We start from the raw sequence: 14,482 nt of genomic DNA on the forward strand, positions 1-14,482 counted from the left end.
CCTCCCCCCCTTCGCTCGCCCCTATCCCCCCCCCCCCCCCCCCCCCCCCCCCGCCCGCCCCCCCCCCCCCCCCCCCCCCCCCCCCCCCCCCCCCGGCCCTGCGACGGATGGGGGTGGGGCCCGGTGACTGCGTCGCCGGATACCTGACCAACCTCCCCCAGGCGGTGGTGGCGCTCCTGGCCACCGCCGCCGTCGGCGCCGTATGGACGGCCTGCTCACCCGACTTCGGCACACCCAGTGTCCTCGCCAGGCTGGGGCAGGCCCGTCCGACCGTCCTGGTCGCCGCGGACGGCTACCGCTACGGCGGCAAGGAGTACGACAGGCGGCCCGCGGTCGCCGAGCTCCTGGACCAACTCCCGACGGTCCGTCATCTCCTGGCCGTCGACCATTTCTTCCCTTCGGCCGGGGGGTGGTCCACGCGGCCCGACGTCGAACAGCACGCCTGGTCCGCACTGCTGCCCGCCGACGAACCGCTCGTCTTCGCCGACGTACCGTTCGACCACCCGCTGTGGATCCTGTGGTCGTCAGGCACCACCGGTGTGCCCAAGGGCATCGTGCAGGGCCACGGCGGCATCGTGGTGGAACTGCTCAAGGCCCTCGGACTCGGTGCCGACCTGCGGCCCGAGGACCGGTACCTGTTCCTCACCTCCACGAGCTGGATGGTCTGGAACTTCCTCGTCGGCGGCCTGCTGCACGGCAGCACGATCGTCCTGTACGACGGCAGCCCCACCTTCCCCGACGTGGGCGGAGCCTGGCGCGTCGCCGAACAGACACGGGCGACGATGGTCGGGGTGGGCGCGGCCTACCTCGCGGCCGTGGAGAAGTCCGGCACCGATCCTGCCGCCGACGCCGATCTCGGCGCGCTGCGCTCCATCCTCCAGACCGGGTCCGCCCTGGCCCCGAGCACCTGGCGCTGGGTCCACGACCGTCTCGCCCCCGGCGTCTGGCTCCAGTCCATCTGCGGGGGGACCGACATCTGCTCCGTACTGGCCGGCGGCTCCCCGCTGTTGCCGGTACGGGTCGGCCGGATCCAGTGCCCCTCGCTCGGCGTCGCGCTGGCGTCATGGGACGACGCCGGAGAGCCCCTCACGGGTGTGCAGGGTGAGCTGATGGTGACCGCCCCGCTGCCGTCCATGCCGCTCCACTTCGTCGATGACCCCGACGGCACCCGTTACCGCCGGAGCTATTTCGACGCCTACCCGGGGGTCTGGCGGCACGGCGACTGGGTCACGATCCACCCGGACCTGTCGGTCGTCGTCTCCGGCCGCTCGGACTCCACCCTCAATCGCATGGGCGTACGGATGGGCTCGGCCGACATCTACGCCGTCGTCGAGCAGCTCCCCGAGGTCGCGGACAGTCTCGTCGTCGGCGTGGAGCAGGCGGACGGCGGCTACTTCATGCCGCTGTTCGTCGTTCCCAGCGACGGTTCGGCGCTCGACGACGCGCTGCGCGAGCGGATCGCCACGGCCATCAGGCACCGGCTGTCCCCGCGCCATGTGCCGGACGCGATCGTGCCGGTTCCCGCCGTGCCGCGCACACTGACCGGCAAGAAGCTGGAAGTGCCCGTCAAGCGCATCCTGCAGGGGGCACGTGTCGCCGACGTGGCCAGTGAGGGTTCCGTCACCCACTTCGAGCTGCTGACCTGGTTCGCCGACTTCGCAGCGCGTACGGCCCACAAGGGCGCGAGCCGGTGACGCCCCGTCCGCCCGAGTACCGCCCGCCCGGCGGCGCGCACCGCGCAGCAGGCCGCTGACCATGACGACGGTCTTCACCAGGTCGAACAGGCGGTCCAGCGGTGCCTTCCCGACCGTCAGGGGTCCACACCTCGCTTCGACTCCCCCAGCGCCCTCACCGTCAGGTCCGCCTGCCGCCCGCGCTTCGACCACGGGCGTACCTCTCACACCCTTGCCCGGGCCGACTACCGGTCGGCGGTCTTTCACGGTCCGGGACCGGATCATCTTCCTCAGCCCCCGTCAGACCGCAGACCGACGGTGACGACGTCACGGCCCGTTCACCCTCGAGGCAGGCGAGACGGCCGCCGTCGCGCCGCTGGACGGCAGGCGAACGTCCGGGCCAGGCCTGGTCGTAGGTGGCGGCGAATTGGCGAGGGTGTCGGTGCCGAGCGACCGCAGCACGTACGCACACGGCATCGACTGCTGCGGTCGGCGGTGTCAGGATGCCGATATGACGATCATCAAGGGGGCCAACACCCCGCTTTCTCGAGGCCCCTTCCGCATCGCCGTGGCCCGGGCGGACCGCGCGGGTAGCCCCCTGGTCGCCGTCGCGGCCGTGCTGGTGGACGCGGCAGGCCGAGTCCGGGGCGAAGGCGACGTGGTGCGGGGGGACCAGCCGTCGCATGCCTCGGGCGCCGTACGCCACCTGGGCGGGACGGCACAAGGCGGATTGCTCGTCCAGAGCCTGGAGCTGAACGAGGAGGCGGTGGAGCCCGGCGTTCAGCGGGTGCTGATCGTCGCCCTCGCCGCGGGCGGCACGTTCGGCGCGGTCCCCGGCCTCTTTGTGGAGATGACGGAGGCGGACGGCGAGCGCGCGCCGGTCGCCAGATACGAGGTCACGGACGCCGCCGGGGAGAACGCGCTGGTGCTCGCCGAGTGCTATCGCCGTGACGGTGCCTGGCGGTTCCGCGCAGTGGGTCAGGGGTACGGCGCCGGGCCGGCCGCGCTCGCCGCCGACTACGGCATCCCTGTCGACGCCTTGCCGGCCGCGCCGGTGCCGGGACCCGCGATGTTCGAGGTCCACAAGGAGGCACCCGAGTCCACTGGTGTCGCTCCGGCTCCGGCGGCCTCCCCGACGAAAACGGCCACGGCGACCTCGCTGACGAAGCCGACCCCTGCTTCCGGGTCGGGGCCGACGGGGGCGGAGGGAGGGGAGGCCGTCGTCCGTGATGTCCACGCCGGTCACGGCAAGCAGGTGCTGACCCTGGTCAATCCGGAGCCCGGCCGGCCGGCGGTCCTGGAGTTCGAACGGCTCCTGGCGGCCGAGCCGCACAGCTGGTTCTACATCTGGCGGCTCGGCGACAACGGTGAGGCGTCGGACCTGAGCATCTTCTCCACCACGGCCGACGCACGGGGGCAGATGCTGGCCTTCACCAAGGGCGAGTCCGAGATACGGGTACGGGTCGAGGGCTCCGGCGACTGGCGGCTGCGGATGCGCCCGATCGGCACGATACCCGCCCTGGTCGGGCGATTCGAGGGACGCGGACAGGCCGTGCTGCGCTACGACGGCCCGCCCGCCCTGCTCCGGGTCGCCTGCGAGGCCCCCGAGGACATCATCAGCTACGTGCTCACCGTCCAGCCGGACGGCACCAGCGACCGGGTCGGGCAGATCGGCACCCGCCTCCCGATGACCGGCCCGCTCGCCGTGGGGCCCGAGGGCTGGTGCCACGTGACCGTGAAACTGGACCACGCCGCCTCGTGGAAGCTGGAAGTGCTGCCCTTGGACAAGGCCCGCGAGCTCAATCGGAAGCTGACCGGCCACGGCTGGGAGCTGGTGGAAGTCACCGGATCCGGCGCGAAGGTGGAGGTCCGCCTCGACCAGGCGGCCGAGACCGACACCATCGTGCTGGCCACCATGGACGCGTATCTGCGCCCCCAGCGCCAGCTCTGCACCAAGCCCGGGGTCTACGCGGTCCCGCCCGGCCTCATCGGGGTCCGCACCGCCGAGAAGTGGACCCTGAAGGTCCGCCGATAATCGCAGTGCCGGACTCGCTCCTGACCACCCCACCCGGCGAGCGAGTCCCGGGACCGGACCGGCCGCAGCACGGCCCGGTGCGGGCGACCGGTGGGGCCGGGTGCGGGCTTCGGGCGGCGGCACGGCGCGGCCACTGCCCGTCGCGGTCGCGCCGCGTCAAGAACACAGGAGCAGGGGGCACGGGCACTGCCGTCGGATCAGTCCGCGGGTTCCAGCCGGAGAGCACTACCTACCGGGATCGCCCGCCACATCGCACTGACCTGCGGAAGCGATGCGATGAACGTGCCAATCCGGGCCAGCGCCGCGGCCCGTTCAGGACCGATGGGATCGAAGTCGAAGCCCATGCTGTCCGTCCAGGCCATATCGCCCAAGTCGGCCCAGGCCGGAGCGTCGGCGAAGAAGAGCTCCACGTTCCACGTTCCAGCGCTGCGGCTGCCAGAACTCGTCTTCTCGGTCATCCTGCACAACGAACCCGTCGCCGTCGTCCTCTGCGGGCCCACTCCCCCTCGAGCTGCTCTTGGACGAATTCCTGGAACGCGGACCAGGCCCGGGCAACGTCGTCGACCGCATCCGGGTCAAGCCCATGACGCCGAAGGATCCGCGCGAACATCTCAGAACTGCTTTTCCAGTTCGTGGCCATGCCGGATGCTGACCAACCACCGCCGCACCTGGTCGAGGTGGACGGCCTCCCGCCCGAGGTCCAGCCTGGCGTGCTGGGGGAAAGAGTTGCGGATGCTGCACAGCAGGTGCCGTAACGGCAGGCAGGCCGACAGCGACGCCTGGCGGCGCGGCAGGGGACGGTGCAGCGGCGCCGGTGCGGAAACGCCGGCGGGTAACGCCCCTCTGCCGCGGGCCGCCCCGGCCCCAGAAGGACCACCAACCGCACCCACTAGTACGCCCTTCGCTCAGGAACCCGCCGGTTCAGCCGCTGTTCACGACCATCGGGTGCTCCGGGGTGGCCTCCGGCGGCGCCGGATCCGTGGGCTCCGTCCCCAGCAGTTCCGGGTTGTACGTCGCGCCCCGGCTTCGCCAGCGGGCGCAGCGCCGTCATCAGTCCCAGCCCGAAGGGGGTGGTCGAGCCGGGCGGGGTGATGACCCGCTGGGCGTACACATTAAGGACGCGGGGCGATGTCGCCCGGCTCCTCTCGGCAACGCCGGAACCTCCACGGACGTTCCGGTGAAGGTCGCGGGCCACCTCGTCGAGCCGCCCGGTCGACCGGCACCTGACCCACTGATCCGAGCCCCCAATCCCATACGGGTCGACCCGTATGATAAATATGAAGGCATGACTCCTTCTCCCTCCGGACGCGGGCGCCCCAGAGACGAGCGGTCCGGCGCCGCGATCATTCAGGCGACTGCCGAACTGGTCGTGGAGAGCGGCTACGCGGCGATGTCCATCGGCGCGGTCGCCGCTCGAGCGGGTGTCGGCAAGGACACCATCTACCGCCGCTGGTCCGGCAAGCCGGACCTGGTGTACGAGGCCGTCTTCACCACCGCCGACACCGCGGACCTGCCGGACACCGGGACCCTGGAAGGCGACGTGACCGCAGTGGTCCAGTCCCTGGTCGAGGAGTTCTCCGCGCCCCCAGCCGCAGCGGCCCTGCCCGGCCTGCTCGCCGACTTCGCCGCCACACCGCAACTGCGCGCAACGATCCGCTCCCGCTTCCTCCAGCCGGCCAAGGAGCGGCTCGTCGCGGTGTTCGACCGGGCGGAGAAGCGCGGAGAGACCGGCGCCGACCTGCCGGTCGACCTCGTGCTCGACACGCTGGCCGGGGCTGTCTTCTTCCACCTCGGAATCATGGGCGAGCGCCCTGGACCGGATTTGGCCCGGCGCATCGCCGTCATGATCACCAAGGGGATCGAGGCCCGGTGAACGGCTGGCTGCTTACCGCGGGCGGCATCGCGGCGGCGACCGCGCTCATCCATGCCGTCGCCGGCGGGCGGTCGATCGTCCGCCCGCTCCTGGGCAGTGAGGTGGCCGCCGAGCCCAAGCGCACCCTGCACGTCGTATGGCACATGGTCACCGTCGACCTGCTGCTCAGCTCTGTCGCGCTGCTGGTCCTCGCCTTCACAACCGCGCCCAGTACGGCGCTCGTACTGTTCATCGCCGCCCAGTACCTCACCTACGCGGTGGTGTTCCTCACCATCACGCTGGCCGCCGACTGGCCACGGCCGCTCCTCCAGCTCCCGCAGTGGATGCTGCTGCTCCCGGTCGGAGTCCTCGCCCTCATCGGCACCAGGTGAAGTGCCACCCGCATCGGGCCGCCGTGGCGCATCGCATCCTGCCGGGTCGGCCACGGCCGGGCACCCGCCTCCGGGCACCAGCGGAGCGGGGGCTGCGCCGCCTGGAAGCTGCAGCCCCCGGACCGGCGGACCTGCCTGCGCTGTCGGCACGAGGATTACGTCAACAGCGACCAGCATCGACGTGGACGCGGCGCGGGTGAGCGCCTCGCAGCCCACGCCGCTGAAGATCGTGCCGCGCACCCCACACCGGCCGCTGCGCGGCTGCGAGAATTCCTGCCGATCACAGCCGCGTACACGGCCGGCACTGCTACAGCAAACCGTGGCTGCGCCCGCTCCAGCAGCTGCTCCGGCTCATCCTCGCGGTACGCGACGCCGACCGCCGGGACCTGGTCCCCGAGGACGCGATTGACGATCTGCAGTCCTACCAGGTGCCCGCCCGGCGTCAGCTGCCAGACCCTGGCGGAGGAAGCACGGCGGGGCCGCCTCCCCGCACGCCCGCCACGAGCGAACACAGGCACCGGGCGCCGGCACCAGGCCCCAGGCATCCACCGCAAGGACTACGCCACGCGCGGCTGCTCGGCACCGGGGAGCAGAACGCCCAACAGCCGTCCAGTGGTCACCTTGACGTCCTCGCCCCGTCCGGGGTCCCGTGTCATCAGCAGGTGGTGGGTGGTGCCGACGAGGGCGAGGGCGATGGTGGCGGCGTCGGCGTCGGCGGACAGTCGGCCGCCGCGCTGCTCCGCCTGCAGGTAGGCGGTGAAGGCGTGCTGGATCGCGTCGAACGCGGGCGCGCCCGACTGGAAGCCCTCGCGGGTGTGCAGCGCGGCTGCCGGGCGGGTCATGGCAAGCCCCACCACTGCCGGAGGCAAGGCTTCCAGCAGGGCGAGGACGACTTCCTGGAGGTTGTCCGCGACCGTGGCTCGCCCCACCTTCGCTTCCAATGCCTGGGCCTGATGGGCGCTGCGCGCGAACCGGTCAAGGACGAGCTCGGCGACGAACTCGTCCAGGCCGGTGAAGTGCGTGTGCAGGACACCCTTGGCGCAGTCCGCCTCCGCGGTGATCGCGCGGCTGGTCAGTGCTGCGGCGCCGTCGCGGGCCACCACCCGTTCGGCGGCCGCGAAGAGCCGCTCACGCAAGTCCGGAATCGCTACCCCACGAGGTGACACAACTGCCCCTTCCCTCAACCCCATTGCACGTATGGGCGCTCGCCCATACTATTTGGGCACGTGCCCATACTAGAGGTCGGGGGCACGCCGTAGCGCACCCCCAGCCCGAGGGAGTTCACACATGGACAGACTCGTCAACACCGTGCAGGCCGAGGCGTGGAACGGCTATGAGGGCGAGCAGTGGGCCCGCAGCCAGGCCCGCTGGGACGCCGTCAACGACGGTTTCAACCAACCCCTCCTGGACGCGGCGGCCGTCTCGGAGGCCGATTCCGTGCTGGACATCGGCTGCGGGGCCGGCCGCACCACCCGCCTCGCAGCCCGGCGCGCCCACCTGGGGAACGCGCTGGGCCTGGACCTGTCCGGCCCGATGCTGGGCAAGGCCCGCGAAAGCGCCCTGCGTGAAGGGGTCGACAACGTCTCGTTCATTCAGGGCGACGCCCAGGTCCACGCTTTCGATGCCGAGGGGTTCGATGCGGTCATCAGCCGCTACGGCATGACGTTCTTCGCCGACGCCGTCGCCGCGTTCGCCAATCTGCACCGCGCGCTGCGCCCGGGTGGCCAGCTGGCTTTCATCTGCGCGGCCGAAGCCGAGGCGAACGAATGGCTGGAGGCGCTGGCCTCGCTGGAGGGCATCCTGCCGCTCGGCGGTTTCGGTAAGCCCGGCGGCCCCGGCATGTTCTCCCTCACCGATCCCGACCGCATCCGCGCCCTGCTCACGGCGGGCGGGTTCGCCGGAATCGACGTGCAGCGCATCGAGGTGCCGGGGAAGTGGGGTGCCGACGCGGCGGACGCCGCGGGGTTCCTCCTGGACTCGGGCCCCGGGCGCCACCTGCTCGACCAGGTCACCCCGCACCAACAGGCCCAGGCGCGGCAGGCGCTGACGACGACTCTGCGCCGATATGAAGCGGATGGCGCGGTATGGCTGCGCAGCACTTCCTGGCTGGTCACCGCCGTACGCGGCGGGGCCGCGCGACGATGACAGTCGCCCCGGCTGCCCTGCGGCTGCTTCAGGAGCGGACCATACGGGCGATCGACTGGGACACTTCGATGATCTTGCCGGAGCCTAATCGCCGCAGGTGATCGTCCATCGTCGTCAGGGGCAGCGCCTTTGTCATGGTGCTGACCCGGGTGAGGACGTCGATGGCAGTCGGTGTACTCCTCGACCAGGCGCTGCAGGCCCCGCTCCTGGCCCTCGATGCGGTGCAGGCGTTTGAGGACGTCGTTCGTGTGGGCGGTGTAGCAGTGCACGGGGATCCCTTCCCCTACGCGCGTTGGGCATCACCCTGCTCGTCTATGCCGTCGTCGCGGTCTCGGTCCTGATGGTGCTCGGACCGGACGGGCTGGCCGGAACGGCGGCGCCGCTGTCGGACGCCATGCGGGCCGCAAACGCCGACTGGCTCGTGCCCGTCGTCCGCGTCGGTGCGGCCGTCGCCGCGCTCGGCTCCCTCGGCTCTCTGCCCGCCCTCGTCCTCGGAGTCTGCCGCACCGCCCTGGCCATGGTCCCCGACCGGCATCCGCCGCACGCTCCGGCCGCCGTCCACCCAAGTTCCAGGTCCCGCACCGCGCCGACTCCTGGTCGGCGCCGTCGTGGCCGTGGCCGCCGCGACCGGGGACCTGCGCCGCAGGGCGATCGGGTTCTCCTCCTCCGGCCTCCTGTTCCATTACGCCGCCACCGACGCATCCGCCTTGCCCCCTCCTCCCCCCACGAGGGCCGCCCCCACCGACTGAGCTCCGATTCCTAGATCAGCCGGTTCGGATCGTCCACCGAGTTCCTGGCAGACACGGACTCAACGGCTCACAAGGACCTCTCGGTCGATGCGTGACAGCTTCTCAGGATTGCGCACGGCATACAGCCCGCTGATGAGACCGTCGTCTATGCGCAACGCCAGGACGGTGTCGACCTTGCCCCCCACCCGGAGAGTCAGCGCAGGATAGCCATTGACCTGTGCCGGCTGCAGCGACACTGCGGCGTCGATCCTGCCCAGCACGGGGGCCACCCTGTCGGCGCCAACGACGGGCGCTGGCGCGGCCCGCACTCTTCCGCCGCCGTCGGTCAAGAGGACGACATCCGGCGCGATCATGTCGAGCAGGCGCTGCAGATCGCCCGTCTCGATTGCCTGCCGGAACGCCTCGAGCGCGCTGCGGGTCTCGGCCGGAGAGACGACCTTGCGCGGCCGACGGGCCCCGACGTGTGCCCGCGCGCGGTGCGCGATCTGGCGGACCGCGGCTGGGCTCTTGTCGACGGCTTCCGCGATCTCGTCGTATTCCAGATCGAACACGTCGCGCAGCACGAACACCGCCCGCTCGGTCGGGGCAAGCGTCTCCAGCACCAGCATCATCGCCATCGAGACGCTGTCGGCCAGCACGACATCCTCGGCCACGTCGGGTGCGGTCAGCAGCGGTTCGGGCAGCCAGGGGCCGACGTAGGACTCCTTGCGCCGACGGAGTGTACGCAGCCGGCTCAGCGCCTGGCGGGTGGTCGCACGGACCAGGTAGGCACGCTGATGACGCACCGTGTCGAGGTCGACGTCCGCCCAGCGCAGCCAAGTCTCCTGCAGGATGTCCTCGGCGTCGGTGGCAGAGCCGAGCATCTCGTAGGCAACGGTGAACAGCAGGTTGCGGTGGGCCACGAACGCCTCGGTAGCGGCGTTCATGCGGCCGTCACGGGCGGGTGGCTCGGCTGTGTTCACCGTTTGCTCGCTGTGCTCGCTCATGGCCGGCTCCCGCTGTTCGCTCCCTACCGCGTCACGCACAAGACGCCGGTCCCAGCCCTTTTGTGACACCCACGATCGGTGGCCCACATCACATCACCGTGCTGTCACAAGCATCGGGCGGCCGGCATCTGGTGTGCGTCAGGACGCCGCGACGATCCGCGCGGCACGCCACTTCACGAGTGAGGACGACGTCATGGAACCTCGTTTCCACCTGTTCGACAGCCCGACCGCCGCGAAGGTCGCCAAGCGGTTCTACAACGCCTCATTGCCCCTGGAAGGGTCGACGCTGCCGAAAACCCTGAGGGAACTGGTGGAGCTGCGGGTCGGCCAGATCAACGGGTGCGGTTTCTGCGTTGACGTCCACACCAAGGAGGCCGCGGCCGCCGGTGAAACCGCCCTCCGGCTCAACCTGGTCGCCGCCTGGCGCCATTCCACCGTGTTCACCGAGGCCGAGCGGGCCGCGCTGGCGCTCGCCGAAGAGGGCACCCGGCTCGGCGACCAGGGCGTGTCCGACGAAACCTGGGCCGAGGTGCGCAAGCACTACGACGACGACCAGGTCGGTGCGCTGGTCTGCCTGGTCGCCCTGATCAACGCGGCCACCCGGATGAACGTGATCGTGCATAACCCGGGGGGTTCGTACGAGCCCGGAATGTTCGCCGACATGTCGAGCTGATCGGCAACCCCGAAATGCGGCCCGGCCCAGGACTGTTCGAGCCGGGTCGGGCCTTGAACGGTGTCCTGTGTGGTGAGGCTGACCAGTCGCTTGTAGCAGCACAAGGCTGCGGCGTGGCCTCGTCCACCCAGTCGGGCCCAGCGCGAGGCCGCCCCGGCCGACGGGGAACGCGTAAGCGAGCCATGACGTCGGTGCGGGCAGGCGCGTCACCGGCCTGACCTGAGGTGGAACGCACGCGCGGGCAGTGAGCATCGGCAGCGCGGTGGACCTTCGTGGTCAGTTCACTGCGGGAGCGGCCGAGGCGTGGCCGCCAGGCTGTGACCGGGCACCTTCTTGCGGGCCCGGCCGCGCGGTGGGGAGCACGCACGACCGTGGAGTCCACTCACATGCCCAGGTTGAGCTTGTCGTCGGCGTCGGCCTGGGCCATCGCGCCGTGAACACCCGGTCTGGACCTTGTGGGCGATCGCGTCGATCACTTCCCGGTGGTCCCGCCATGGCCTAGCGGACGTTGAGGGCGAGGGCCAGGACGGCCGCCGAGACCTCGCGGATGATGTGCTCGGCCTCAGGATACGGGGGCTGGAACGAGGCGCCGCACTCGATCGTGTAGCCGAGGGTCTTGGTGGCGGCCGGGGTGGTGAAGTGGCGGCTGTATGCGTAGTCGTCGCTGGTGCCGGAGGTGGGGTACAGGCCGTATGCCGCCTCGACCCCGTAGTCGATGCCGCGCACTCCGCGTACCGCGTCGTTCATACGCCCGGCCAGTTCGACGGCGGTCTTCAGGTCCTGGTGGGGGATGAACTCGCCGACGCCGTCGTCCTTGCGGCCGCGTACGGCGTCGATGGCGGGGTTGCGGAAGTTGTCGCTCGGACTCGTGGACTGGTTCTGATCCGAGCCCCAGTTGTGCAGGATCACGGGTACGGCGCTGTGGACGTCGACGAGCCAGCGGATGCGCGGGTGGGCGTCGAGCGCCCAGACGACGTTGCGGGTCTCGGGCTCCGAGGCGGCGGACGGCCCCCGGTACGTCTGCGGGTCGCAGGGGTTGTCGGAGGTCTGGACATCCGCATCGGGGGCGAACTTGGCGGTGTGGTCCCAGAGGAAGCCGAAGTTGCGGTTCAGGTCCACGCCCACGCAGGACGGGCCGCCGTGTCCGGCCGGTGCCGGGCGGCGGTTCTTGCGCCACATCGCGTTGGCCGTCTGGCTGAAGGCCCGGCCGTCGGGGTTCACGCACGGGTAGAGGAACAGGTTGAGCCCGTCGATGACATGCGTGACCTGGGCGGCCGTGTACGACGTCGAACCGTATCCGAGCCCGGTGCCCATGCTGTGGGCATCCAGGAGGTCCGCAGCTAGGGAAACGAGCGCGTCGGGCGGCACCCATTCGCGGGCGTGGACTCCGCCCAGAATCAGAATGCCGTCGACGTCGTCGGCCGGCCGGGCCCCGATCCGCAGCAGGCGTGCCGTGCGGCCCTCGTGGGTGGGGTGGGGCGGGGTGAGGACCTCCGTCGCCTCCGGGTAGGCGGCGTGCAGGTTGCTGATCGCCGATTCGATCTCGGCCACGTTGAGGTACACGGTCACTCCGTCCGGACGCGCGGGTTGTCGGGTCGCGGGTCATTCCTTGCGGCCGAGCCCTCGGGGCAAGGTGCCCCGGGCCGCGAAGCGGTCGCCCTCGCCGACCTCCTGCTTCCTGGCGTGCCAGTTCTCCGTGATGTTCTCGACCGTGGTGATGTTCACCCGTGGTGCCGACCTCGCGGATCTGACCGAGTCGAGTTGGTCCTGGCGGAAGTAGAGGTCGAGGCTGAGGCCGTCCGCGGTGTCCCGGGCCACCGGGCGGCAGCCGGTGTCGGGCCGGGTCTCCGCGATGAACTTTCGCAGTGCCTTGGCGTCCTCGGCGACGACGTGGCAGCGGAAGACCGCGGGGACCTCGTCGGTGCCGCCCGTGTCACTCATCGCGTCGGCTGTCCTACTCGTGCCGTTGGCGCCGCCCGCCCCGGGATCAGTTCGGCGAGCGCGATGGCCTCGGCTGCGTTCACCCGGCCGAAGCCATAGTCGTCGTTGTGGCCGTTGCCGTCGTAGACGACACCCGGGCCACCGATCTTGTCGGCCGACCGGTGCATGATCTCGCGCAGCTGGTCGCGTGTCAGGGCGGGGTTGGCCGACAGCACCAGTGCCGCGCAGCCGGCCGCGCAGGGGGCGGCGAAGCTGGTTCCGGTGCTCGGGCCGAAGCCGCCTCCGGACGTCGCGCTGAAGACATCGACGCCTGGGGCGATCAGTTCGACCTCGGGACCGCGGGCCGCGTTGTCCTCCCGGTCCTTGTTGTCCGACCGGACCACCGCGATGACGTCCGGATGGGATACCACCTCGTCCAGCAAGATGTCGACGTTCCTGCCGTTGCTGGCCGCCCAGAAGATCGGCATGCCCTTGCCCCCGCGTCCGTTGGCGGCGGCGAATTCGAGGGCCTTCTTCAGCGTCTCGGTCAGGTCCCACTCCGCACCGTTCGGGCCCAGGCTGCAGACCAGGATGTCCGCGCCTTGCTGTGCGCCGATTCCGGGCTCGGTCGAGGGGTCGGCGGCGTACGCCACGGACCGGGCCAGGGTCGTCTGGGTGCCGACCGTGTCCCCCAGGCACGCCACCAGCATGAGTGCGCACTTGGGGGCCGCACCGACTCCGCCCGTGCCGTTGTGCCGGCCGCCGACCATGCCGGCGCAGAAAGTGCCGTGGTCTTCGTCGGGCATGCCCACGGTGTTCTGGGTGAAGGTCACGCCCACCACGCCGCTGCTGTAGAAGCCCGAGCGCGGGTCCAGCCCACTGGCGAGATCCTCGTGCCGCACATCGAAGCCGTTGTCGATGACGGCGACGCGGACGCCCTCCCCGAGAGTGTGGTCCCATGCCTGCTCGATGTGGACGTCGGCGCCCGGCTTGCCGCCATTGATGCCGGTGTTCTCCCACTGCCATTGCTTGGGGTACTCGGGGTCGGAGGGGCGGAGCCGGGTCGGGACGTGCTCGATGAACGACGGTTCGGCGAAGAGGAAACGGTCGTTGTCGTGCAGCTCCACGGAGGCCGCGAGGGCGTCCTCGGCGGCCCTGGCCCGCACCTCGTACAGGTTCGGCGCGAAGCCGAGTTTGTTGACGACAGTGAGGCCGGCCGCCTCGATCTCGCGCTCTGCCTCCTCCTCTGAGAGCGACGGCTGTAGCTGGACATTCAGCGCGTCGGTCGCGATACCGATCCTGCCGTTGGGCCGCCGGATGACCTTGCCCGCAGCCTCCGCCGCGGCGATTTCCTCGCCTACGTCGACCGCCGCTCGGGTCTGCCGGTTCGGTCTGACGAACACCCAGTGCGCGCGGGCGAAGGCCGCGGTGGTTGCGTCGTCGATTCCCGCCTCGCGCAGCGCTCCCCGTGCGCTCGTGCCCAGCTCCGCCTCCGCGTCGGTGGCGGCCCTCATACCGTCCGTCTCCAGTTTCACCGCGACTACATCGTCGAGTTCCTCGGCCTCGACGAGGTTGCCACGTTGGTAATACTGACGCGACATCCCACTCGCCTCTTCTCATGGGCGCGGCTGCCCTCATGGGCGCGGCTGTCCCGGCCGGATACGTCACGGCGACAGGACGCGGCCCGAGAGAGAAAACCCCGTTGAGGAATATCCCCCGTTTTTTTCCAGTCTCCTCGCGTCCTGGAATGGGAGCAACCGCACGGGCACGGCGGGACATGGTGGGCGGGATTCGCCGTCTCTCATTTTGTGCACGAATCTGCCCTCTTCGCCCGCTCATCCACTTCCATCACTGATGGTTGCATGGGCAACGAGTGAGGCGCTTCCTACGTCGAGGCATCAGTCGTCGCTGCACCATGATGTCCTCGAACCCCTCCCATCGCGTCCACCGCTTCTCGGCGTACTCGTGGAGGCAGCCGGTCAGCGGCCGGAAGCGGGCCCAGGTCCATGCCGGTGATCTCCCCGATGTCAACCACCGGTACCGGGGAGGTACGGAAG

General features: G+C 70.6%; 12 protein-coding genes and 2 pseudogenes. 7 read left to right on the plus strand and 7 right to left on the minus strand.

Translation table 11 applies throughout. From position 1 onward, the window contains the following. Positions 1-107 precede the first annotated feature (107 nt). On the plus strand, positions 108-1,694 hold the full coding sequence (locus ACZ6C1_RS04035; protein WP_469237415.1) for an acetoacetate--CoA ligase: 1,587 nt from the start codon (positions 108-110) through the stop codon (positions 1,692-1,694). Positions 1,695-2,184: 490 nt separating this feature from the next. Next, the gene (locus tag ACZ6C1_RS04040) at positions 2,185-3,708 is read left to right on the plus strand and encodes a TerD family protein (RefSeq protein WP_469237419.1); all 1,524 of its coding nucleotides are present in this window, start codon (positions 2,185-2,187) and stop codon (positions 3,706-3,708) included. A gap of 197 nt (positions 3,709-3,905) precedes the next feature. On the opposite strand, the gene ACZ6C1_RS04045 is transcribed toward ACZ6C1_RS04040, so the two are convergent. Then, entirely contained in the window at positions 3,906-4,166 is a 261-nt protein-coding gene (locus tag ACZ6C1_RS04045; RefSeq protein WP_469237423.1) for a hypothetical protein, read from the minus strand. 827 nt (positions 4,167-4,993) lie between these two features. Here ACZ6C1_RS04045 and ACZ6C1_RS04050 point away from each other — a divergent pair. After that, entirely contained in the window at positions 4,994-5,581 is a 588-nt protein-coding gene (locus ACZ6C1_RS04050; protein WP_469237424.1) for a TetR/AcrR family transcriptional regulator, read from the plus strand. Continuing rightward, positions 5,578-5,952, plus strand: a complete 375-nt coding sequence (locus tag ACZ6C1_RS04055) for a hypothetical protein (protein WP_469237426.1) — start codon at positions 5,578-5,580, stop codon at positions 5,950-5,952. The genes ACZ6C1_RS04050 and ACZ6C1_RS04055 overlap by 4 nt, the downstream gene beginning before the upstream one ends. A gap of 557 nt (positions 5,953-6,509) precedes the next feature. Here ACZ6C1_RS04055 and ACZ6C1_RS04060 read toward each other — a convergent pair. Continuing rightward, complete coding sequence (locus ACZ6C1_RS04060; protein ID WP_469237428.1) at positions 6,510-7,118, minus strand: TetR family transcriptional regulator; 609 nt, start codon at positions 7,116-7,118, stop codon at positions 6,510-6,512. 121 nt (positions 7,119-7,239) lie between these two features. Between ACZ6C1_RS04060 and ACZ6C1_RS04065 the strand changes: the two genes are divergently transcribed. Beyond that, entirely contained in the window at positions 7,240-8,097 is an 858-nt protein-coding gene (locus ACZ6C1_RS04065) for a class I SAM-dependent methyltransferase (RefSeq protein ID WP_469237430.1), read from the plus strand. A gap of 200 nt (positions 8,098-8,297) precedes the next feature. On the opposite strand, the pseudogene ACZ6C1_RS04070 reads toward ACZ6C1_RS04065, so the two are convergent. Next, positions 8,298-8,366 (minus strand): annotated as a pseudogene (locus ACZ6C1_RS04070) (transcriptional regulator); the annotation flags it as partial. Between the two features lie 20 nt (positions 8,367-8,386). On the opposite strand from ACZ6C1_RS04070, the pseudogene ACZ6C1_RS04075 reads away from it, so the two are divergent. Continuing rightward, positions 8,387-8,845 (plus strand): annotated as a pseudogene (locus ACZ6C1_RS04075) (amino acid permease); the annotation flags it as partial. Positions 8,846-8,905: 60 nt separating this feature from the next. Here the strand turns inward: ACZ6C1_RS04075 and ACZ6C1_RS04080 are convergent. After that, positions 8,906-9,832 carry an RNA polymerase sigma-70 factor gene (locus ACZ6C1_RS04080; protein WP_469237431.1) on the minus strand — a complete coding sequence of 309 codons (927 nt, stop codon included), beginning with the start codon at positions 9,830-9,832 and terminating at the stop codon, positions 8,906-8,908. A gap of 193 nt (positions 9,833-10,025) precedes the next feature. Here ACZ6C1_RS04080 and ACZ6C1_RS04085 point away from each other — a divergent pair, with 193 nt between their 5' ends. Further along, positions 10,026-10,505 carry a carboxymuconolactone decarboxylase family protein gene (locus tag ACZ6C1_RS04085; protein WP_469237433.1) on the plus strand — a complete coding sequence of 160 codons (480 nt, stop codon included), beginning with the start codon at positions 10,026-10,028 and terminating at the stop codon, positions 10,503-10,505. 498 nt (positions 10,506-11,003) lie between these two features. Here ACZ6C1_RS04085 and ACZ6C1_RS04090 read toward each other — a convergent pair whose 3' ends face one another. Genes ACZ6C1_RS04090 through ACZ6C1_RS04100 form a run of 3 tightly spaced genes read right to left on the minus strand, consistent with a single transcriptional unit; the run spans position 11,004 to position 14,026 of the window. After that, on the minus strand, positions 11,004-12,068 hold the full coding sequence (locus ACZ6C1_RS04090; RefSeq protein WP_469237435.1) for a M14 family metallopeptidase: 1,065 nt from the start codon (positions 12,066-12,068) through the stop codon (positions 11,004-11,006). A 39-nt stretch (positions 12,069-12,107) separates the two neighbouring features. Then, positions 12,108-12,446 (minus strand): hypothetical protein, encoded by a 339-nt coding sequence (locus tag ACZ6C1_RS04095; protein WP_469237437.1) that lies wholly within the window; start codon positions 12,444-12,446, stop codon positions 12,108-12,110. Continuing rightward, positions 12,443-14,026: a S8 family peptidase gene (locus tag ACZ6C1_RS04100; RefSeq protein ID WP_469237439.1), complete on the minus strand. Its 1,584-nt coding sequence runs from the start codon at positions 14,024-14,026 to the stop codon at positions 12,443-12,445. The genes ACZ6C1_RS04095 and ACZ6C1_RS04100 overlap by 4 nt, the downstream gene beginning before the upstream one ends. Between the last annotated feature and the right edge of the window lie 456 nt (positions 14,027-14,482).

This window comes from Streptomyces sp. NPDC041796 (assembly GCF_055590785.1).

Bases quoted from the DNA above. Each gene is read 5' to 3' on its own strand.
- ACZ6C1_RS04035 (WP_469237415.1), top strand. From the start codon at position 108: ATGGGGGTGGGGCCCGGTGACTGCGTCGCCGGATACCTGACCAACCTC.
- ACZ6C1_RS04040 (WP_469237419.1), top strand. From the start codon at position 2,185: ATGACGATCATCAAGGGGGCCAACACCCCGCTTTCTCGAGGCCCCTTC.
- ACZ6C1_RS04045 (WP_469237423.1), bottom strand. From the start codon at position 4,166: ATGACCGAGAAGACGAGTTCTGGCAGCCGCAGCGCTGGAACGTGGAAC.
- ACZ6C1_RS04050 (WP_469237424.1), top strand. From the start codon at position 4,994: ATGACTCCTTCTCCCTCCGGACGCGGGCGCCCCAGAGACGAGCGGTCC.
- ACZ6C1_RS04065 (WP_469237430.1), top strand. From the start codon at position 7,240: ATGGACAGACTCGTCAACACCGTGCAGGCCGAGGCGTGGAACGGCTAT.
- ACZ6C1_RS04080 (WP_469237431.1), bottom strand. From the start codon at position 9,832: ATGAGCGAGCACAGCGAGCAAACGGTGAACACAGCCGAGCCACCCGCC.
- ACZ6C1_RS04085 (WP_469237433.1), top strand. From the start codon at position 10,026: ATGGAACCTCGTTTCCACCTGTTCGACAGCCCGACCGCCGCGAAGGTC.
- ACZ6C1_RS04095 (WP_469237437.1), bottom strand. From the start codon at position 12,446: ATGAGTGACACGGGCGGCACCGACGAGGTCCCCGCGGTCTTCCGCTGC.
- ACZ6C1_RS04100 (WP_469237439.1), bottom strand. From the start codon at position 14,026: ATGTCGCGTCAGTATTACCAACGTGGCAACCTCGTCGAGGCCGAGGAA.